Annotated in this window: 17 protein-coding genes; 14 read left to right on the top strand and 3 right to left on the bottom strand. The window is 73.3% G+C overall.

From position 1 onward, the window contains the following. Window positions 1-318 precede the first annotated feature (318 nt). The gene (locus ACIP82_RS09580) at window positions 319-1,269 is read right to left on the bottom strand and encodes a MerR family transcriptional regulator (protein WP_400652499.1); all 951 of its coding nucleotides are present in this window, start codon (window positions 1,267-1,269) and stop codon (window positions 319-321) included. Between the two features lie 64 nt (window positions 1,270-1,333). Here ACIP82_RS09580 and ACIP82_RS09575 point away from each other — a divergent pair, with 64 nt between their 5' ends. Then, on the top strand, window positions 1,334-2,095 hold the full coding sequence (locus ACIP82_RS09575; protein ID WP_400652496.1) for a maleylpyruvate isomerase family mycothiol-dependent enzyme: 762 nt from the start codon (window positions 1,334-1,336) through the stop codon (window positions 2,093-2,095). 17 nt (window positions 2,096-2,112) lie between these two features. Here the strand turns inward: ACIP82_RS09575 and ACIP82_RS09570 are convergent, their stop codons facing one another. Continuing rightward, entirely contained in the window at window positions 2,113-2,751 is a 639-nt protein-coding gene (locus tag ACIP82_RS09570; protein ID WP_363609673.1) for a GntR family transcriptional regulator, read from the bottom strand. Window positions 2,752-2,855: 104 nt separating this feature from the next. Between ACIP82_RS09570 and ACIP82_RS09565 the strand changes: the two genes are divergently transcribed. The 13 genes from ACIP82_RS09565 to bla all read left to right on the top strand — a co-directional run bounded on the left by ACIP82_RS09565 (window position 2,856) and on the right by bla (window position 17,391). Then, entirely contained in the window at window positions 2,856-4,811 is a 1,956-nt protein-coding gene (locus ACIP82_RS09565) for a beta-galactosidase (RefSeq protein WP_363609675.1), read from the top strand. A 9-nt stretch (window positions 4,812-4,820) separates the two neighbouring features. Next, entirely contained in the window at window positions 4,821-6,170 is a 1,350-nt protein-coding gene (gene gcvPA / locus ACIP82_RS09560; protein ID WP_363609677.1) for an aminomethyl-transferring glycine dehydrogenase subunit GcvPA, read from the top strand. Beyond that, the gene (gcvPB, locus tag ACIP82_RS09555; RefSeq protein WP_400652491.1) at window positions 6,167-7,723 is read left to right on the top strand and encodes an aminomethyl-transferring glycine dehydrogenase subunit GcvPB; all 1,557 of its coding nucleotides are present in this window, start codon (window positions 6,167-6,169) and stop codon (window positions 7,721-7,723) included. Before gcvPA ends, gcvPB begins: the two co-directional genes overlap by 4 nt. Further along, window positions 7,720-8,826 (top strand): ATP-NAD kinase family protein, encoded by a 1,107-nt coding sequence (locus ACIP82_RS09550; protein ID WP_400652741.1) that lies wholly within the window; start codon window positions 7,720-7,722, stop codon window positions 8,824-8,826. The genes gcvPB and ACIP82_RS09550 overlap by 4 nt, the downstream gene beginning before the upstream one ends. Next, window positions 8,823-9,572: an SDR family NAD(P)-dependent oxidoreductase gene (locus tag ACIP82_RS09545; RefSeq protein ID WP_363609683.1), complete on the top strand. Its 750-nt coding sequence runs from the start codon at window positions 8,823-8,825 to the stop codon at window positions 9,570-9,572. The genes ACIP82_RS09550 and ACIP82_RS09545 overlap by 4 nt, the downstream gene beginning before the upstream one ends. A gap of 62 nt (window positions 9,573-9,634) precedes the next feature. Next, window positions 9,635-10,951 (top strand): ABC transporter substrate-binding protein, encoded by a 1,317-nt coding sequence (locus ACIP82_RS09540; RefSeq protein ID WP_400652487.1) that lies wholly within the window; start codon window positions 9,635-9,637, stop codon window positions 10,949-10,951. Continuing rightward, window positions 10,948-11,883 (top strand): carbohydrate ABC transporter permease, encoded by a 936-nt coding sequence (locus ACIP82_RS09535; RefSeq protein ID WP_400652485.1) that lies wholly within the window; start codon window positions 10,948-10,950, stop codon window positions 11,881-11,883. Before ACIP82_RS09540 ends, ACIP82_RS09535 begins: the two co-directional genes overlap by 4 nt. Window positions 11,884-11,890: 7 nt before the next feature. Beyond that, entirely contained in the window at window positions 11,891-12,715 is an 825-nt protein-coding gene (locus ACIP82_RS09530) for a carbohydrate ABC transporter permease (RefSeq protein WP_363609689.1), read from the top strand. Then, the gene (locus ACIP82_RS09525) at window positions 12,715-14,298 is read left to right on the top strand and encodes an MGH1-like glycoside hydrolase domain-containing protein (protein WP_363609691.1); all 1,584 of its coding nucleotides are present in this window, start codon (window positions 12,715-12,717) and stop codon (window positions 14,296-14,298) included. The genes ACIP82_RS09530 and ACIP82_RS09525 overlap by 1 nt, the downstream gene beginning before the upstream one ends. A gap of 452 nt (window positions 14,299-14,750) precedes the next feature. Next, complete coding sequence (locus ACIP82_RS09520) at window positions 14,751-14,987, top strand: hypothetical protein (RefSeq protein WP_363609693.1); 237 nt, start codon at window positions 14,751-14,753, stop codon at window positions 14,985-14,987. A 19-nt stretch (window positions 14,988-15,006) separates the two neighbouring features. Continuing rightward, window positions 15,007-15,789, top strand: a complete 783-nt coding sequence (locus tag ACIP82_RS09515; protein WP_363609695.1) for a helix-turn-helix transcriptional regulator — start codon at window positions 15,007-15,009, stop codon at window positions 15,787-15,789. A gap of 80 nt (window positions 15,790-15,869) precedes the next feature. After that, window positions 15,870-16,292 carry a sigma factor-like helix-turn-helix DNA-binding protein gene (locus tag ACIP82_RS09510; protein ID WP_363609697.1) on the top strand — a complete coding sequence of 141 codons (423 nt, stop codon included), beginning with the start codon at window positions 15,870-15,872 and terminating at the stop codon, window positions 16,290-16,292. Between the two features lie 178 nt (window positions 16,293-16,470). Then, window positions 16,471-17,391 carry a class A beta-lactamase gene (bla, locus tag ACIP82_RS09505; RefSeq protein ID WP_400652739.1) on the top strand — a complete coding sequence of 307 codons (921 nt, stop codon included), beginning with the start codon at window positions 16,471-16,473 and terminating at the stop codon, window positions 17,389-17,391. Between the two features lie 102 nt (window positions 17,392-17,493). Here bla and ACIP82_RS09500 read toward each other — a convergent pair whose 3' ends face one another. Next, the gene (locus ACIP82_RS09500; RefSeq protein WP_400652478.1) at window positions 17,494-20,214 is read right to left on the bottom strand and encodes a M4 family metallopeptidase; all 2,721 of its coding nucleotides are present in this window, start codon (window positions 20,212-20,214) and stop codon (window positions 17,494-17,496) included. Window positions 20,215-20,521: the final 307 nt, after the last annotated feature.

The raw sequence follows: 20,521 nt of genomic DNA, 5'->3' as shown, positions 1-20,521 counted from the left end.
ACTGATACACCGTCGGCTCCCAGGGTGGTGTGCCCGCGCGCGCGTGGGGGAGGCAACCGGCATGAAATCACCCGTTCGGATGCTGTTTCGGGGCACCACCGGAGCCCTCGCCCTTTGCCCCGACGGGCGAAGGGCTTGTTCGCCCGTGTCCGCCGACCCGGCGAATCGCCGGCGAAGAAGGACGGCACCGGTTCCGTGAAACCGGTCGTCGCCGTACCGAACGGATCCCGGGAACGCGAAGCGGGCACGCTCTGAGCCGGCGCGCTCCGGCCAGGACACCGGCCAGGACACCGGGCAGCCCGCCGACCGCGCCGGGCGTCAGCCACCGGGAGCGGCACCACCGGGAACAGCCCCACCGGGACTCACGGAGCGTTCGAGGGCGTCGGTCAGCCACAGGTGGGACGCGCCGGGCGTCGCCGGGTCGCCGCCGGCCTCGGCCACGAGCCGCCAGTAGCGGCGCATCCGCGGATCGCGGTCGGCGGCCACGTGGGCCAGCAGCCGGCCCCGGAACCGCGGGGTGTCGCCGCCGCCGCGCACCGCGACGTGTGCCGCGACGAACCGGTCGAGCTCGGGGCCCGCGCGGGGCGGCTCACCCGCCCGCACCAGGGGCCGGGACAGCGCGCACGCCTCGCCGATCCCGTGCAGCAACTCGGCCTCGTCGGCGACCAGTTCGGCATTGGCCCGCGCCATGGCCAGCAGGCGGCGGGTCAGCTCCCGGTCACCTGCCAGCGCGAACAGCTCGGCGAACGCGACCACCTGCGACGGCGTCGGATCGGCGGGCGGCTCGGGCACGGCCATCGCCACGAACGCGGCGAGCATCGCCCCGGACACCGGGGCGACCAGCGCGCGCCGCCAGAAACCGGCCAGCGCGTCGCGGGCGGCACCCCCGTCCCGCACCGCCGCCAGCAGCTCCAGCCGCGCGGCCCGCTCGGCCGGTCCCGCCTCCTCGACCGCCCGCAGCGAGGCCCGCCGCCAGGCCAGGTCCGCGAGCCGCACATCGAGCGCGGCCCGCTCGGCCGCGACGACCTCGGCCACGGAACGTTCGCCGGTCAGCACCTGCCGGACGGAGGACAGCCCGAGCCCGAGCCCGCGCAACCGCCTGACCAGGCCGAGCCGCTCCACGGCCGCCCGGTCGAACCTGCGGTGCCCGCCCGTGCTGCGCACCGCGTCGACGATGCCCTCGTCACAGTAGAAGCGGATGGTCCGCACCGGCACGCCGGTCAGCCGGGCCAGCTCGCCGATCCCGAACGTCTCATCGAGCAAAGGCACTTGAACCTCCACCGGACTGGAGCTTCTACCGTACCTGCGTCACCTTGTGAGAGGAGCTTTCGTGATGACGTCGACGCTGGACACCGCACGGCTCGTGGAGGGCCTGCGGGAGCAGACCGGGGGGTTCGTCCGCGCGGTCGCCGGAAGGGACCCGGACACCCGGGTGCCCACCTGCCCGCAATGGCCGCTGCGCACCCTCGTCGGGCACGTCGGCCAGGAACACCGGTGGGCGGCCGAACTCGTGCGCGGGGGAGAGCAGTTGCCCGTCCCCGACCCGTGGCAGGCCGATCCCGGCGCCCCGGACGGGTGGGCCCGGTGGCTGCGCGAGGGCGCGGAGGAGCTGATCCGCGCGATCCGGGAGACCGGCGCGGACACCGGGACGCGCACGTTCACCGGGCCGCGGCCGGCCGCCTTCTGGCTGCGCAGGATGCTGAGCGACACCTGCGTCCACCACTACGACGCGGCGCTGGCGACGGACACCGCGTTCACGATCGCCGACGACCTCGCGGCCGACGTGATCGGCGAGAACCTGGACCTGCTGTCCACACCGGCCTTCGCGGCGGTCAGGCCGGCGGTCGCCGGGCTGCGCGGCCGGGGCGAGCGGATCGGGTTCCGGCCGGGGGCCGCGGAGGGCTGGGTGGTCACCAGGACGCCCGGGGCGCCGCGGTGGGAGCGCGGACCGGTCGAGGCCGACGTGGTGGTGTCGGGGGCGGTGGCGGACCTCATGCTGGTGTTCTCCCGCCGCGTCCCGCCGCTGGACGGCCGGGTGACGGTGACGGGCGACCGCGCGCTGCTGGACCACTGGCTGGCCCACGCGGCGTTCTAGCCTGACAAGCCCTGGCATCACGGGATGTGGGCGAGCATGCGCTCCATGCCGCCCACCCAGTTGGCCCTGAGTGCCCGGACGGCGCCGGGGAGGTCGTCCTCGAGGAGCCGGCGGGCGATCTCGCAGTGCTCCTCGGATTCGCGGGCCACCGGCTCGTCCTCGGCGACGACGAGGTTCTCGTAGCGCCGCATCCCGGCCTTGACGCCGGCGAGCAGGTCCAGCAGGCGCTGGTTGGGGCAGCCGCTGAGCAGCAGGCCGTGCCATTCGTCGTCGCGCCGGTCGACCGTGGCGTGGTCGGCCACCGGGTCGGGGAACTCCTGGGCCATTCCCAGCAGTTCCGGGGCGATCTTCCGCAGGTGCGCCGGGTCGGACGACTCCAGCGCGAGGGACTCCAGCGCGGCGACGATCGCGACCAGTTCGCGGAACTCCTTGCGGCTGACGGGCGCGAAGCGGAAGCCGCGGCCCTGGCTGCTCTCCAGCACCCCTTCGCCCGCCAGCGTGATCAGCGCCTCGCGCAGCGGGGTGCGGCTGACGCCCAGTTCGGCCGCCAGGACGGCCTCGTTGACGTCGGTGCCCGGGGCGAACTCGCCGCGGGTGAGCCGCTCCATCAGCTCGTCGCGGATCTGCTCGCGCAGCGGTCGGCGCTTGATCGCCATCGGGTCCCCAATCTCCGGTTCCGGCCTGGCCCTTGACCGGGTGCAGAGTACTGCACTATGCATTCTGAATACAAAATGCGGGCGGGGTGGACGGGAGACGGACCATGGGCCTGACACGGGTGCCGGGGCTGCTGTTCGGGGGCGACTACAACCCCGAGCAGTGGCCCGAGGAGGTGTGGGAACAGGACATGCGGCTGATGGCCGAGGCGGGTGTGAACATCGCGACCGTCGCGGTCTTCTCCTGGTCCCGGCTCGAATCCGCGCCCGGCGTCCACGACTTCGGCTGGCTGGACCGGGTCCTGGACCTGCTCCACGCGCACGGGATCGCCGCGGACCTCGCGACGGCGACGGCGACACCGCCGCCCTGGCTCGTACGGCGCCACCCGGAGGTGCGGCCCGTCGACGCGGGCGGGACCGTCCTGGAGTTCGGCTCGCGCCAGGGCTACTGCCCCTCCTCCCCGGTGTTCCGGGACGGCACCGTCCGGCTGGCGCGCGCCATGGCCGAGCGCTACCGGGACCACCCCGCGCTGGCCATGTGGCACATCGGCAACGAGTACGCCGACCATACGGTCGAGTGCTTCTGCGAGGAGTCGGCCCGGCACTTCCGCCGCTGGCTCCAGGCCCGCTACGGGACCCTGGAAGGCCTCAACTCCGCCTGGGGAACGTCCTGCTGGGGTCAGCACTACACCGGCTGGACGCAGGTCAACCCGCCCCGGAAGGCCCCCGGCCCGGTCAACCCCGCCCAGCTCCTGGACTGGCGCCGGTTCTCCAGCGACGCGCTGCTCGCCTGCTTCGGGGCCGAGCGCGAAGTGCTCAAGGAGGTCACCCCGGACATCCCGGTGACCACGAACTTCATGAGCATCCTGCACCACCTCGACTACTGGAAATGGGCCGCCGCCGAGGACCTCGTCAGCGACGACGCCTACCCCGACCCCGCCGACCCCAGGGCCCACGTGAAGGCCGCGCTCAGCTACGACCTGATGCGGTCCCTGAAGCGGCAGCCGTGGCTGCTCCTGGAATCGGCGCCGGGCGCGGTGAGCTGGCGCCGGGTGAACGTCCCGAAGGAGCCGGGCGTCATGCGCCTGCACAGCCTGCAGGCGCTGGCCCACGGCTCGGACGGCGTGATGTTCTTCCAGTGGCGCCAGGCCAGGTACGGCCCGGAGAAGTTCCACTCGGCGATGCTTCCGCACGCGGGGACGGACTCGCGCCAGTGGCGGGAGACGCTCGCGCTGGGCGCGGACGTGCGACGGCTGGCCGAGGTCGCCGGGGCCACGACAGCGGCCGACGTCGCCCTCGTACTGGACTGGGAGAGCTGGTGGGGGCTGGAGGCGCCCGAGTCCCTGCCGTCCGACCGGCTCAGGCTGCACGCACTCCTGCTCTCCTGGTACGCCCCGCTCCACGCCCGCGGCATCGCCGTCGACCTGGCGCCGCCCGGCCGCGACCTCTCCTCCTACAAGGTCGTCATCGTCGCGAACCTCTACCTGTGCACGGCGGAGCACGCCGCCAACCTCGCCTCCTTCCCGGGCCGGCTCGTCGTCGGCCCGTTCAGCGGGGTCGTGGACGCCGCCGACCAGGTCCACGAGGGCGGGGCGCCCGGGCCGCTGCGGGAACTGCTCGGCGTGCGCGCCGAGGAGTTCTGGCCGATCCCCGACGGCCGGACCCAGGACGTCGTCATGCGGGACGGCACCCGGCTGACGGCCCGGACCTGGAGCGAGTGGCTGGACGTCGACGACGCGCAGGTCGTGGCCCGCTACCGCGGCGGCCCGCTGGACGGGCGCGCGGCCGTCACCCGGCGCGGCACCGCCACCTACCTCGGCTGCCTGCCCGACGACCTGACGCCGGTCCTGGACGAGGTCCTCGCCGCCGCCGGCGTCACCGGGACGGACCTGCCGGAGGGCGTCGAGGCCTGCCGCCGCGGCGACTTCCTGTTCCTGCTCAACCACGGGGCCCAACCGGCCACCGTCCCCCTGCCCGCCCCCGGGACCGACCTGCTGACCGGCCGTCTCCTGACCGGCCGCGTGGTCATCGCGCCACGCGACGCCGTGGTCCTGAAGCACTGAGGAGCACCCGTGACCCATCCCTACATCCCCAACGCGGGGGCCGAGACCCGGGCGGCGATGCTCGCCGAGATCGGTGCCCCGGACGTCGCCGAGTTCTACGGCGACATCCCCGCCGACCTGCGGCCGGCCCGTCCCCTCGACCTGCCCGCCCCCTTCACCGACGAGCAGGGCCTGGTGCGGCACATGCGCGGCCTGCTGGCCCGCAACACCGACACGACGCAGGTGCTGAGCTTCCTCGGGCACGGCTGCTACCCGCACCACGTTCCGGCGGTCTGCGACGAGGTGAACGGGCGCGGCGAGTTCCTGACCGCCTACGCGGGCGAGCCCTACGAGGACCACGGCCGGTTCCAGGCCCTCTTCGAGTACGTCTCGATGATGGGCGAGCTGCTGGAGATGGACGTCGTCAACGTGCCCACCTACGACGGCTTCCAGGCGGCGGGGACGGCCCTGCGGATGGCCGCGCGCCGCACCGGCCGCCACCGGGTGCTCGTCAGCGGCGCGGTCGCCCCCGACAAGCTCGCCAAGATCCGCGACTACCTCGCCCCGGACATCGAGACGGTGCTCGCCCCGGTGGCCGCCTCGGGGGAGACGGGCGAGGTCCGCCCGGACGACACCTTCGCCGCCCTCTACCTGGAGACGCCCAACGTCTACGGCGTCATCGAGACCCGCGGACGCGAGCTGGCCGACCTGGCGCACGGCGCCGGCGCGCTCCTGGTGGTGGGGACGGACCCGATCTCGCTCGGCGTGCTCGCGCCGCCGGCGTCCTTCGGGGCCGACCTCGTGTGCGGGGACATCCAGTCGCTCGGCATGCACCAGCAGTACGGCGGCGGCCAGGCGGGCTTCATCGCCAGCCACGACGAGGAGCGCCTCGTCGCGGAGTTCCCCTCCCGCCTGTTCGGCATCGCCCCGACCGCGGTCGCGGGCGAGTACGGCTTCGGCGACGTCTTCTACGACCGGACCTCCTTCGCGCTGCGCGAGGAGGGCAAGGAGTGGGTCGGCACCGCGGCCGCCCTGTGGGGCATCACCGCGGGCGTCTACCTCGCGCTCATGGGCCCGCGGGGGATGCGCGAGATCGGCGAGACGATCCTCGCCCGGACCAGGTACGCCATGCGGGCCCTCGCCTCCGCCGGCGCCCGGGTCCGCCACCAGGACGCCTTCCACTTCCGCGAGTTCGCCATCGAGGTGCCGGACGCCGACGGGCTGCTCGCGGCCCTGCGGCGCGCGGACATCTTCGGCGGGGTGCGGCTGGGCCCCCGGGAGGTCCTGGTCTGCGTCACCGAGCGGCACTCGATCGCCGACATCGACACCCTCGCGGCGGCCGTCAAGGACGCCCTCTCAGCCCTCGGAGGCACCAAGTGAGCTCGCAGGGAGAACCGTTCGCGACGCTGCCGGTCGCACCCAAGCCCGTCCTGCGCCGCTTCCACCAGGCCCGCTGGGACGAAGAGATCATCTTCGAGCTCTCCCGGCCCGGGCGGCGCGGCGTGGGCGTCCCGGCCCCGGACGCGCCGCCGGTCGAGCTGCCCGAGGGCGTCGGCCGCCGCACCCCGCCCGCGCTGCCCGAACTGTCGCAGAACCAGGTGGTGCGGCACTACCTGAGGCTGTCGCAGGAGACCCTCGGCGCCGACCTGAACATCGACGTCGGCCAGGGCACCTGCACGATGAAGTACAGCCCGAAGGTCAACGACACCTTCGTGCGCGACCCGAAGATCGCCGAGCTGCACCCGCTGCAGCCCGAGGACTCCGTGCAGGGCGTGCTGGAGATCTACTGGCGGCTGGAGCAGATCCTCAACGAGCTCTCCGGCATGGCGCGGGTCTCACTGCAGCCCGGCGCGGGCTCGGCGGCGATCTACGCCAACATCGCCATGATCCGCGCCTACCACGCCTCCCGGGGCGAGGGCGGCCGGCGCGACCAGGTCATCACCACGATGTTCTCGCACCCCTCGAACGCGGCGTGCGCGAAGACCGCCGGGTACGAGGTCATCACCCTGATGCCGGACGCCGACGGCTGCCCCGACATCGAGGCGCTGCGCGCGGCCGTCGGCCCGCGCACCGCCGCACTGATGATCACCAATCCGGAGGACACCGGGATCTTCAACCCGAGGATCCGCGAGTTCGTCGAACTGGTCCACGAAGCGGGCGCGCTGGCCTGCTACGACCAGGCCAACGCCAACGGCATCCTCGGTGTCACCCGCGCCCGTGACGCCGGGTTCGACCTGTGCCACTTCAACCTGCACAAGACCTTCTCGACGCCGCACGCCTGCGGCGGCCCGGCGGCGGGCGCGTGCGGCGTCTCCGAGGCGCTGGTCCCGTTCCTGCCCGGCCCGGTCGTCGACCGCGACGGCGACTCGTACACGCTGAACTCCCCGGCCCGTTCGGTCGGGAAGATCCGCCCGTTCCTCGGGGTCACGCCCAACGTCGTCCGCGCCTACGCCTGGGTGATGGCGCTCGGCGCGGAGGGCCTGAAGGAGGTCGCGGAGACGGCGGTCCTCAACAACAACTACCTGATGCACAAGATCCTGCGGATCCCCGGCGCGTCCGTCCCGTGGGCGGACCGGCGGCGGGTGGAACAGGTCCGCTACTCCTGGCAGGAGCTCTCCGAGGAGACCGGCGTCCACTCGGAGGAGATCGGGGTGCGCGCCGCCGACTTCGGGGTGCACTACTGGACCAGCCACCACCCCTACGTGGTCGCCGAGCCCTTCACCCTCGAACCGACGGAGTCCTACTCCCGCGAGGACCTGGACGAGTACGCCGCGATCCTCGCCCAGGTGGCCTCCGAAGCCCGCGAGAACCCGGAGTTCGTCAGGAACGCGCCCTACAACCAGAGCGTCCACCGGATCGACCCGGCGTCCCTGGACGACCCGGCGCAGTGGTCGCCGACCTGGCGGGCCTACTGCCGGAAGCACCGCCGGTGATCGTCGGCCTGGTCGTGAACCCCGTGGCGGGCCTCGGCGGTCCCGTCGCCCTCAAGGGCAGCGACGGCCCGGACATCCAGGCCAGGGCGCTCGCCCTGGGCGCGGTTCCCCGCGCGGCCACCCGCGCGGCCGCCGCGCTGACGGCGCTCCACCGCCGCCGCCCGGACATCCGGGTGCGCACCGTCGCGGGCGCCATGGGCGAGGACAGCGCCGTCGCCGCCGGCGTCCCGTACGAGATCGCCCACCGCCCCCGGCCCGGGGCGGCTGCCGGCGGGCCGGCGGACACCCGGGCGGCGGTGGCGGCGCTCGCCGGGGCGGACCTGCTGCTGTTCGCGGGAGGGGACGGGACGGCGCGGGACGTGCTGGACGCCCGGCCGCGGGGGCCGGTGCTCGGCGTGCCGGCCGGGGTGAAGGTCTACTCCGGGTGCTTCGCGGTCAGCCCGTCCGCGGCCGCCACCACGGCCGCCGCCTTCGACGGGACGACGCTCGCCGCGGAGGTCGTCGACCTGGACGAGGACGCGTACCGGTCGGGGCGGGTCGGGGTGCGGCTGTACGGGACCCTGCGGGTGCCCGCGGCCAGGGCGCGGCTCAGCGGGCGCAAGAGCGGGTCGTCGGCGGCGCCGCCGGGGTCGGCGGAGTCGATCGCGCGCCAGGTGGTGGCGTCCATGGCACCCGGTGCGGCCTATGCGCTGGGGCCCGGCGCGACGACGCTCGCGGTGGGGCGCGAGCTCGGCCTGGAGCTGACGCCGCTGGGCGTGGACGTGGTCCGGGACGGCGTCCTGCTCGCCTCGGACGTCACCGAGCAGACCCTTCACACCCTTGCCATGTCACAGGTCACACATGGCGTGTTGTCCGTCATCGGAGGGCAGGGCTTCGTGATCGGCCGCGGCAACCAGCAGTTCAGCCCGCGCGTGCTCGACCGGCTCGCCGGGATCGTGCTGCTCGCCACCCAGCAGAAACTCGCCGCGCTCGGCGGCCGTCCGCTGCTCGTGGACAGCGGGGACGCCGCGGCCGACGCCGCGTTCGGCGGGCACGCCCGGGTCGTCACCGGGTACCGCGAGTCAGTGATGTACCGCATCCAGTCAGCGAGTGAGGACCTATGAACACGTTGCGGAACAAGGTCGCCATCGTCACCGGCGGCGCCTCGGGCATCGGCCGGGCCACCGCGCGGCTGTTCGCCGCCGAGGGCGCGGCCGTGGTCGTCGCCGACGTGGCGGACGCCTCCGGCGTCGTCCGCGAGATCGAGGCCGGCGGCGGCCGGGCCGTGCCGGTGCGGGCCGACGTCTCGTCCGAGGCGGACTGCGAGCAGGTCGTGAACACCGCCGTCGAGAGGTTCGGCGGCCTGCACGTCCTGTTCAACAACGCCGGGATCATCCGCCGCCAGACCGCGCTGGAGATCTCCGCCGCCGACTGGGACCGGGTGATGGCCGTCAACGTGAGGTCGGTCTACCTGATGTGCCGCTTCGCGGTCCCGGCGATGACGGAGGGCGGCTCCATCGTCAACACCGGTTCCGGGTGGGGCCTGAAGGGCGGCGGCAACGCGCTGTCCTACTGCGCCTCCAAGGCCGCGGTCGTCAACATGACGCGCGCCCTGGCCATCGACCACGCGGCCGCGGGCATCCGGGTCAACTCGGTCAACCCCGGCGACACCATGACGCCGATGCTCCGCGACGAGGCGCGCCAGCTGCGGGCACAGTGGTCCGCCTTCGAGAAGGACGCCGCCGACCGGCCGATGGGCCGCGCGGGCTCGCCGGAGGAGATCGCGAACGCCGTGCTGTTCCTCGCCGGCGACGCGAGCAGCTACATCACCGGCTCCGCCCTCGTCGTCGACGGCGGCGGCCTCGCCTGACCCCGCCCCACCAGCTCCTCCCCACCCCGCTCCTCCCACGAGAGCCCCCCAGGAGGCACCCGATGCCCGCTTTCCAGAGAAGAACAGCCCTGGCCGCCGCCGCCGCGGCCGTCGCCCTGTCGGTGTCCGTGTCCGCGTGCAGCGGGACCGGCGGCGCGGGCCCCGCCGGCGACTCCAGGGACGGCAAGGTCACCCTGCGCTGGTCGACCTGGGGCTCGGCCGAGGACATGGCGGTCTTCAAGGCCTTCACCGACGAGTTCACCAAGCGGCACCCGAACATCACACTGAAGCTCGAACCGGTCGCCTCCTACGAGGACTACCACCCCAAACTGCTCACCCAGCTCACCTCCAGGACCGCCCCCGACGTCTTCTACGCCGGCGACGACTACATCGGCAAACTCGTCGCCGACGGCGTGCTCGCCCCGCTCGACGAGCAGCTCGCCGGGCCCCTGAGCAAGACCAGGCCCTCGGACTTCTTCGAAGGCCTCTACGGCGGCGCGAAGAAGGACGGCGTCACCTTCGGCGTCCCCAACGACACCAACCCCGAGGTCCTCTGGTTCGACAAGAAGGCCCTGGCCGCCGCCGGGATCACCGAGGACCCCGCCGCGCTGAACGAGTCCGGCCGCTGGACCATGGCCACCTACCTGGAGATGAACGCCAGACTCAAGGCCGCGGGCAAGTACGGCTCCATATTCTGGAACTGGTACGGCGCCAACTACAGCCTCGTCAACGGCTTCGGGGGCAAGGTCTGGGAGAACGGCAGGTTCGTCGCGCCGTCCGACCCGAAGGCCCGCCAGGCGTTCAGGACCCTCGCCGACGGCTTCCAGGACAAGACCTTCGCCTCCGCCGACCTGCTGCCCGAGGGCAACAGCGCGGCCACCCAGTTCGTCAAGCACAAGGCCGGCTTCTACGCCGGAGGCCGCTGGGTCATCGAGGGCATCGACAAGGGCGGCGACCGCCAGAACTACGACGTCGTGCCGTTCCCCTCGGAGTCCGGACAGCCGATCCAGGGCGCGGTCGCGGCGTCCTACCTGACCATCAACAAGGACACCAGGCACATGAAGGAGGCCTTCACCTTCCTGAGCGAGTTCGTCAGCAAGGAGGGCCAGCAGCTGCGGCTCAAGGGCGGCAGCGCCGTACCGTCGGTCAAGGGCGCCGAGAGCCTGGTGACGGAGGGCAACTACCCCGCGCACGCCCAGACCTTCCTCGACGTGCGCGACAAGGGCTTCGCCAACTACCCCGACGAGGTCGCCGTCCCCGGCCTGACCAAGGCGATCAACGACCACCTCCTGAAGATCTGGGAGGGCAAGGTCGGGTTCGACGAGGGGATGACCCAGCTCCAGAGCCTGGTCGACGGCATGAAGGGCCCAAAGGGTTGAGCGCCGCCACCCGGACCACGGCCCCCCGCCCCGCCCGCCCCGCCCGCGAGCCGCTCTGGCGGCGGCGGGACCGCCGGTGGGCCGTGCTCTTCCTCGCCCCCCAGCTGCTCGCCCTGCTGGTGTTCCTCGTCGGCCCCCTCGGCTACGCGGTCGTCCTGTCCTTCATGGAATGGGACGGCATCGGCGACGCGACCTGGGTCGGGCTGGACAACTTCCGGACCCAGCTGACCGACCCGTACTTCGGCCGCGCGGTGTGGAACACCGTCAAGATCGGCCTGATCACCGTCCCGGGCGGGCTCGTCCTGGCCCTGCTGCTGGCACTGGCCCTGCACGGCGTGCGCGGCCGCACCGCCTACCGGGTGATCTACTTCCTGCCGGTCGTGACCAGCTCGGTCGCCGTGTCGGTGATCTGGCAGATGATCCTCGGCGGCGGCACCGACGGCATCCTGAACGGCACGGTGCGGGACCTGTTCGGGATCACCCCGCCGGACTGGCTGGCCGACCCGACCTGGGTCGTCCCCGCCATCGCGGTCGTGACGATCTGGTCGTCGCTCGGGCTCAACGTCGTCATCTTCCTGGCCGGGCTGGCCACGATCCCGCCGAGCCTGACCGAGGCCGCGCGGATCGACGGCGCGGGACCCTGGCAGATGCTGCGCTCGGTCACCCTGCCGATGCTCTCACCCACCGTCTTCTTCACCGTGGTGGTGTCGGTGATCAGCTCGTTCCAGGCGTTCGACCTGGTCTACGTCCTCGTCAACCCCGACCACAACGAAGGCGCCCAGACCATCGTCTACAAGGTCTACCAACAGGGCTTCCGCGAGTTCCACTTCGGCCTGTCGAGCGCCGCCGCGCTGCTCCTGCTGCTGCTGACGCTCGTCGTCACCGCGGTCCAGTTCAAGGCGCAGAAGCGCTTCGTCCACTACGAGTCGTGAGGCCGGCATGACCAACCGGAGACAGACCCTGCTGCACGCCGGCCTCGCCCTCGGCGGCCTGGTCATGCTGTTCCCGTTCATCTGGATGCTGCTGACCTCCTTCAAGGGCGCCACCCAGATGATCAACGAGCCGCTGGCCTGGCTGCCCGGGCCGTGGCGCCCGCGGAACTACCCGGACGTCCTCGACGAGGTACCGCTCGGGCGGGCCTACTGGAACAGCATGTACATCGCGGCCGTCACCGTCGCGGCCACCCTGCTCACCAGCGCCATGGCGGCCTACGCCTTCGCCCGGATACCGTTCCGCGGCTCCGGGCCGCTGTTCGGCCTCTTCCTGGCCACCCAGATGGTCCCGGCCCAGGTCACGATCGTGCCGCTCTACCTCATGCTGGCCAGGCTCCACCTCATCGACTCGCACCTGGCGCTGATCCTGCCCGCCGTCGCCAACCCCTTCGCGGTGTTCCTGCTGCGCCAGTTCATCCGGGCCGTCCCGGTCGAGCTGGAGGACGCGGCACGGATCGACGGGGCGGGCCGCTGGACCATCTTCTGGCGGATCATCCTGCCCAACATCCGGCCGGGCCTGTGGACGCTCGGCATCATCGTCTTCCTCGCCAGCTGGAACAGCTACTTCTTCCCGCTGGTGTTCCTCAACACCCCGGACCTGTTCACCATCCCCCTGCTGCTCGACGCCTTCCACTCCCAACGGGGCGGCGTCGACTACGGGCTGACCGCCGCCCTGTCGGCGATGACCGTGGTACCGATGCTCATCGCCTTCCTCGTCGGGCAGCGCAAGATCCTCAACAGCATGGCCTCGTCGGGCCTGGGAGGACGCTGATGCTCACACTGGACCTCGTGGAGCGGCCGTTCACCGAACGCGGCTCACGGCTGCTGGTCACGGCCGGCCCGGACGGGCTCCGGGTCGCCCGGGCCGCCTACGAGACCCCGCTCGCCGAGACCACGGAACTGACCGCCCTGGTCGTACGCGACCCCGGCGGACGCCCGCTGCCCGTCGTCTCGGCGACGCCCTCCGAGGTGGCGTTCGCCGGCGGGGTGTCGCTGCTGTTCGCCGACCCCTCGACCCTGGTGATCGCCGGACGGCACGCCCGGGCCTCCTGGCGGCTGCCCGACGCAACGGAGCACACCCTCGCGCTCACCGGCTGCCACGTCCTGGCCGGCCCGCCGGGCCACTGGCCGGAACCGGCCGTGCGCGCCGCCGCCGAAGCCCGCTGGAACGACTGGTTCGCCCGCATGCCACCCGTACGGGCGGACCTGGCGGAGCGCGCCCGGATGGCCTGGTGGACCCTGGCCGTCAACCTGCTGCCGATCGCCGGCCGCGAAGGACTCGTCCCCTCCAAGTACGGCTACGTGGGCGTCTGGAACTGGGACGCCCTCTTCCACGCCGTGGCACTGCGCCACGCCTCACCGGCGCTCGCCCGTGACCAGATCCTCCTGCTCCTGGACCACCAGCTGCCCGACGGCCGGCTGCCCGACGTCGTCCACGACCACGGCGTGCTCGCCGAGACGACGGACCTGCCCCGCGCGGACCACGTCCGCCTGAGCGAACACGTCGGCCGGGCGAACGGCACCGCACCCAGCCCGGGACCGGTGCCGGTCACCAAACCGCCGCTGGCCGCGTGGGCCGTGTGGAAGGTCCACCAGGCCGACCCGGACCTCCCGTTCCTCGCCTCGGTCTACCCCCGGCTCGTCCGCGCGCACGCCTGGTGGTTCGCCGCCTCCGACCCGGACGGCGACGGCCTGCCCGCCTACCTGCACCCCTACTCCTCCGGCCTCGACGACAGCCCCGTCTGGGACTACGGCCCCCGGGCCGAGCCCCCCGACCTCAGCTCCTACCTGATCCACCAGGCCGACCGCCTGGCCGACATCGCCGACGCCCTGGACCTGCCGGGGGACGCCGCCCGCTGGCGCTCGCGCGCCGCCGCCCACACCCGCCTGCTGGTCGCCAACCGCTGGGACGGCACCCGCTTTCGCACCGTGGCGGACGGCGAGAACGTGCCCGTACGGACCGCACTGGACCTGATGCCGCTGTTCACCGGACGCCTACCCCCCGAGATCGCCGCCCGCCTGGAGAGGACCCTGCGCTCCACCGCGTACTGGGGCGAACACCCCGTCCCGACCGTCGCGTTCGACGATCCCGCCTTCGACCCCGAGGCGATGTGGCGCGGCCCCGTCTGGCTCAACATCAACTACCTGCTCATCGAGGGCCTGCGCCGCTCCGGCTTCGCCGCCACCGCCGACGAACTCCAGCACCGCACCCTGGCCATGGTCCGCGACGCCGGCGGCCTCTACGAGTACTGGAACCCCCTGACCGGCGCCCGCGCCACCCGGGCGACCTCCGGCTTCGGCTGGTCCTCCGCCTTGTTCATCGACCTCGCCCGCCGGCCCCCGGGGACGCCGTAGCGGTGGGTGAGGCCGGGAAACGCAGAGAGACCGCTCGGGCCGTTGCGGCCGGGCGGTCTCTGCTGTCCGGGCGGGCCCATGCGCCAACACGGCCCGCTCCGGGTGTTCCCGAAATTGTTGGAGTAATCAGCGCCCCCGGGTTCCCGACCCGTAGGTCTGGATGACGCTGCTGCAATCGTCACACCCAGCGGTGAGGGCGACAAGGGGATGCTGCGCGAACGCGCATCAATTTCCAGTTTCACCTTTCTGACCTGCCGGTATGCGGTAAGGGCAGGTCGAAAACGCGGGCTCGGGCCTGGACGGTGGCGCATCAATCCGCGTGGTGTTCACCGAATCGATTGGGAATCGCCTGTATGCCTGACAGAGTGTTACCCGAACGGATGCTTCGCGTGACGCCAACCACCGAAGTGCCGTCCTGTTGGAGTGATCAGTGCTATAGGAGGGTCTCGTCGATGACGAGGAAGCGCAAGAAAGCCGCCCCCGTCCCCGCCCACTGCGCCGCCGGAGGCATCACGCCGCCGCGCCCGCGCCCGTCCTGGCTGCCCGGACGGGCGGAGGCGATCGTGATCGTCATCGTGATCGCCGTCGCCGCCGTCCTGGTCGCGGCGGGCATGTCGGCCGGAGCGGCACTGGAACTGGCCGGCGGCGGCTGGCTCGTGGGGCTGAGGCTGCGGCGGGAGCGGATCTAGCGGAGGGTGCCCGCCCGCGATGGGACGCCGAGAGAACCCGATCACGGCGACCGAACCGGCACTGGGCAGACTGGCCGCGTGGCTGCGCGAGCAGCGCGACGAGGCCAAGCTGACCTACCGCCAGCTCGCCGATCGGACGAACTACCACTCGACCACCCTGCAGAGGGCCACCAACGGCCGGTCCCTGCCGAGCTGGGAGGTCGTCGAGGCCATCGCCCGCGAATGCGGGGCGGACCTCAAGACGGCCCGCAAGAAATGGACCCACGCCAACTACTGGGCCCACGTACCCCGTTCCTCCGGAACCCGGCGCCGGCGCGTACCCAAGCGGCTCAACCCGGAACACGCCGACTCCTTCGCCGACCTGCGCCGGGCCATGCACGAGATGCGCCGCAAGGCCGACTGGCCCTCTCTGGAAGAACTGGACCGCCGGGCCCGGAAACTGGGAGGCCGCCTGCCCTCCAGCACCCTGGCCCTGGTCCTCAAGGGCGAAGCCCCCCTCCACAAGACCGTCTTCACCACCTACATGGAGGTCTGCGGCGTCAAGGAGAACCGCCGCGTCCTGTGGGCGGCGGCCTGGGAACGGACGAACAACGCCCGCACCCCGGTGCCGATGACCGCCAGGACCTACCAGCGCGAGTTCGCCCGCGCGATCAAAACCTCCACCGGCGGCATCCCGACAGAGACCCTGTTCAAGCTGTGGGTGACGCTCAAGAACAGCCTCGCCGCCGACAAGGCCGACGACGCGCACCACCCGGCCCCGGCGGGCCGCGACGGCACCGGAGAAACCCCGGCGCTCGTGTGACCAGGCTCCGCGGGCAGGGCCCCACCACGGCCCCGCCCGCGGACCACCCATCCGCCCACCCGGCTACCTCGGGAACACCCATGCCCGCATCACCCCGAACCCGGACCACCGCCCACCCCGGACCCCACCTCGGCCTGTGGGCGCTCCACGACCTCCACCTCCACAACTACCTGCGCTACGCCGCCCTCCTCCTCACCCCCGCCGACGCCGGCCGCGCCGTGCACGACGCCTTCGACGAACTCGCCGGACGCTGGCCCGACGTCCTCGCCGCCGCCAGCCCGGCCGCCTGCGCCTGGCAGGCCGTACGCCGCCACGTCCGCACCCTGGCCGGCCCCCGCCCGCTCCACCCCGTCGCCCACCTCACCGACCCCCAGCAGGACGTCCTGCTGCTCCACCTGGTCCTCGGCCTGCCGCAGAGCGAGGTCGCGGCCGTGACCGGCACCGAGCCGGCGGCCGTCCACGTGCAGATCCGTTCCCTGGCCGGAGCCCGGCGCCCCGCCTGAGCCGTCCCGCCCCCGGCCGGGCCCGGCCCGGTCGTGCGGCCCGTGGGCCCGGACCGGCTGCACCGGCGGTGGCGCACGAGCGGCAGAAACGGGGGAAAGCGGGCGAACCGGTCGGGCCGTCGAGGTGTCCTGATCTCCGGAGGATGGTCGCCGGACAGAGGAGGACACGATCGTGGGGATCTTCGCAGGACGCCCGGGCCGCCGTGCGGTGCTGGCCTTCGGCGCCGGGACGGCACTGGCCGGCGCCGTGTCCACGGGTGGGCCGGCCCACCCGGCGGGCGGCGCGTCACCGGGTGGGGACACGGTCACCCGGGCGCTGGCCGGCCTTGAGCGGGAGCACGGCGCCCGGCTGGGGGTGTTCGCGCGGAACACGGTCACGGGCAGGAGCGTGGTGTACCGCGCCGACGAGCTCTTCCCGATCTGCTCGGTGCACAAGACGATCACCGCCGCCGCCGTCCTGAGGGACCTCGACCGGGACGGCGGGTTCCTCGCCAGGCGGATCCGCTACACCGGCAAGGACGTCACGGACGCGGGCTACGCCCCGGTCACGGGCACGCCCGGACACCTCGCGAACGGCATGACCGTCGCCGAGCTGTGCGCCGCCGCCATCGGCTACAGCGACAACGCCGCCGACAACCTCCTGCTCCGTGAGCTCGGCGGCCCCACGGCGATCACCCGCTTCTGCCGGTCCATCGGCGACGACGTGACACGGCTCGACCGGTGGGAGCCCGATCTGAACTCCGCCGAACCGGGGCGTGTGACGGACACCACCAGCCCGGCCGCCATCGGGCGGAGCCACCTGAGGCTGGTGCTCGGGGACGCGCTCGCCCCGCAGGACCGGCGGCGGCTGACCGGGTGGCTGCTCGCCAACACCACCGGCGCCGCCCGCCTCCGCGCCGGACTCCCCGGGGACTGGACCCTCGCGGACAAGACCGGCACCGGCGGCTACGGCACCACCAACGACGTCGGCATCGCCTGGACCCCGGACGGGACGCCCGTCGTCCTGGCCGTCCTGTCCACCCGGCGGGACGCCGGCGCGCCGGCCGACGAACCGCTGGTCGCCAGGACCGCCGCTCTGCTGGCGGCGGCCCTCGTCTGATGCCTCACGGTGCGGCCCCGCCACGGACGAGGAGACCATCGCCCCGGTACCCGCCGGCACCGGGGCGAACGCCGCAGCGGCGGCCTGATCAGCAGGACCCGGTCAGCAGCGCCCGGCCGGGCGGTCGCGGACCACCAGGTCGGTGCGGCCGGTGGTGGCGTCCAGCCAGAGCACCCGGGTGCCCCGGTCGGCGGCCGCCTCGTACTGGCCGCCCCGGTTGCAGGAGACCCGTACGGGAGTGCCACCGGTGAGCGGCAGCTGCCAGAGCTTGGGCAGCGCGGCGTTGGTCCAGCCGCCGGCGGGCTTGCCGCCCTCGTCCCGGGAGATGACGGCCTGGAAGGTGACGGCCTGGTCGGAGGCGGTGATGGCGGCGGTCACCTGGGCGTACGGGGAGTCGGCGGGGAGCACGTCGACCACGCCCGAGCCGTCCAGGGCGCCGGAGCGGATCGCGCTGCGCGCGGCCGGGCCGGCCGGGGTCTCCACCCAGAGCAGCCGTCCGCCCGCGAGCACGGTGGAGCTGACGGTGCCGGCCGACTCGTAGCGCGCGGTCACCCGGCCGGTGGTGAGCGAGCGGACGGTGGCCGCGGACATCTCCCGCTCCCCGGCGGTCCACTGCTCGCTCCAGCCGAGCACGCCGTCCCTGAGCGTGAGGCCGGACGGGCGGTGGCCGTCGGGCAGCGGGAGTTCCACCGGCGGGGCGCCGTCGCGGGAGAGACGCACCGTGGTCCGGCCGCTCTCCCAGTCCTCCACCAGGAAGGCGATGTCACCGCCGGAGATCCGGACCTCGGCGAGCTGCTCGGTCCGGGAGGCGAACAGGCTGCGGACCGGGCCGCCGGCCAGCGAGCGGGTCAGCACCTCCATGCCGAACCTGCCCTCGGCGTCGGGGCCGACGGCCAGCCAGGCGGCGGACTGTCCGTCGGTGGCGGCCCAGCTGTGCCGGCGGCCGTCCTCCGGGCTGAGCCGGGTGGGCGTGCCGGGGGCGGTGGTGGAGCCGGTGTACAGGGCGGGGTCGCCGGTGCCGGTCGAGTTGCCCATCACCCAGCGGCCGCCTGCGACGGCCGGGGCGGCCATCGAGGTGGGGATGGCGCGCACCAGCGGGCGGCTGTCCGTCCCGAGCCTGGACTCCCAGCCGGCGCGGATCCCGTGGGCGTCGAACGCGGCTGCCACCGAACGGAGTTGGGTCGGGCTGAGGTTCATCGAGCGGCCGGCGGCGAGCACCGCGTTGCGGCCGTCGACGAAGTCGTCCAGCGGGGTGAGGTAGTCGGCGAGCGCGCGGTAGACCAGCCGGTCGGCGGTGAGCGGGTCGAGGGTGCGCCGGATGTCCCACAGCGCCCCGGAGAAGATGGTGGAGTTGAGGTGCACGCCGCCGCTGTCGAGGCTGAGGTCGGTGCCGAGGTAGTCGTCCACGGTGGTGCGGCGGTCGTCCAGCCGGCGCCCCGCGCAGTCCTCCGGGGTGCCGGTGCGGCACACCGCCTCGCCGAACAGCGCGGCCTTCGGGTCGGTCATCGACACGCCGCGGGCGGTCACCTCGACGGCGTTGCCGAAGTAGTCGGCCAGCGCCTCGTTCATCGCCCCGGTCTGGCCGGCGTTGACCAGGCCGGCGGTGTGGTCGATGACGCCGTGGGTCATCTCGTGTCCGGCTATGTCCAGCGCGACCGCGAACGAGTGGTACTGCGGGCCGCCACCGCCGTAGGACATCATGGTCCCGTCCCAGGTGGCGTTCATGATGGGTGCGCCGTCGTTGGTCACGCCGACCAGCGAGACGATCGGGGAGCCCTTGCCGTCCAGCCCCTCCCGGCCCAGCCGGTCGCGGTAGAAGTCGTACACGATGCCCGCGTTGAGGTGGGCGTCGGTGGCGCCGTCGGCACCGGTGGCGGCCGGGAAGTCGGAGGTCGGGGAGGCGGCCGGGCGGAGGTCGGCGGGCAGGCCGTCGATGAAGTCCAGCAGGTCCCGTCCGGCCGCGTCGTAGGTGGTGATGGAGGCGGGCCTGGTCAGGTCGACGAGCTGGTGGCTCCCGTCCGGCAGCCGGGCGGTGTTCACCTTCACGGTGCGGCCGTAGGCGTCCGGGGCGGTGCCGGTGGCGGGTTCGAGCGCCGGTGCGGCGGCCGCCGCTGTCGCCGGTCGGGCACCGGCCTGGTACGGGGCGCGGGCGTCGTGGGCGAGGGCGATCCCGCCGACGGTGGCGTCCACGTAGACCTCGCGGGTGGTCGGCTGCCCGCCGGCCCGGTCGGTGCCGCGCACGGTGAAGTGCCGGGTCAGCCGGCCGGTGCCGCCGGGCAGCACCACCAGGCCGTGGTCCTCGGCGGTGGCGCCGGCCCGGGCGCGCGGGTCGGTGAGCGAGCCGAGCGCGAGGCCGCGCAGCACCGGGTCCGGGACGGCGGGGGTGGTCGGCGCGGTCAGTCCGGTGAAGTACTTGCCGCCGGCCGACTCCACCCGCTGGCCGGCGCCCTCACCGGTGAGGCGGACCAGGTACTGCCCGCCGAGCACCGGTATGCCGCCGTGGTACTGCTGGAACCTGACGGTGTGCCGCCCCTCGGCCGTACGCCCGGTGCCGACCTCGGTGAGCTGCCCCGGGTCGATCCGGTACCGCTCCGGGTGGGCGGCCAGGTGGGCCCGGGCCGCCTCGCCCGGACTGCCGGGCGCCGCCTCGGCCAGCCCGGTGACCAGCTGCGGGGCGGCGGTGTCCCGGCCGGCCACCAGAGCGGGCACCGGGTCGGGGTCGGCGGCCGGTCCGGCCAGGGCGGGCGGTGCGGCCAGGGTCAGGCCCAGCACGGCGGTGACGGCGAGGCCGAGCGCCTTGGGGGTACGGGACGGGTGCGGCACTGGGTGTCCTCCACGGAAACCGGGATCGATGACGGAACGTCATCCCGATGCTTGATCGCGGAAGTCCGGAAAATCCAGGCGTTTATCGGTAAATGCAGAGAATCCCGGAGATACGTGTACGTTCACGCAACGACGGCCTGCCCGAACAGGCAGAACCGCCCCTCCACGAGAACCCGCGCTACCTCGGGGCCGAGCACGGCCGGACCCCGCCGGAGGGACACCGGCGCGCGCACCGCACGAGGACGCCGGCCACCGCGCGAAGGGCCGGCCCCGACCCGGCATCCGTCGGACGGTCAGGCGGACGCAA

The organism is Kitasatospora sp. NPDC088548, from assembly GCF_044753005.1.
Taxonomy (GTDB): domain Bacteria; phylum Actinomycetota; class Actinomycetes; order Streptomycetales; family Streptomycetaceae; genus Kitasatospora.
The sequence above is the reverse complement of the archived record's forward strand: the minus strand, read 5'-3'. Positions and strand labels throughout refer to the sequence as shown.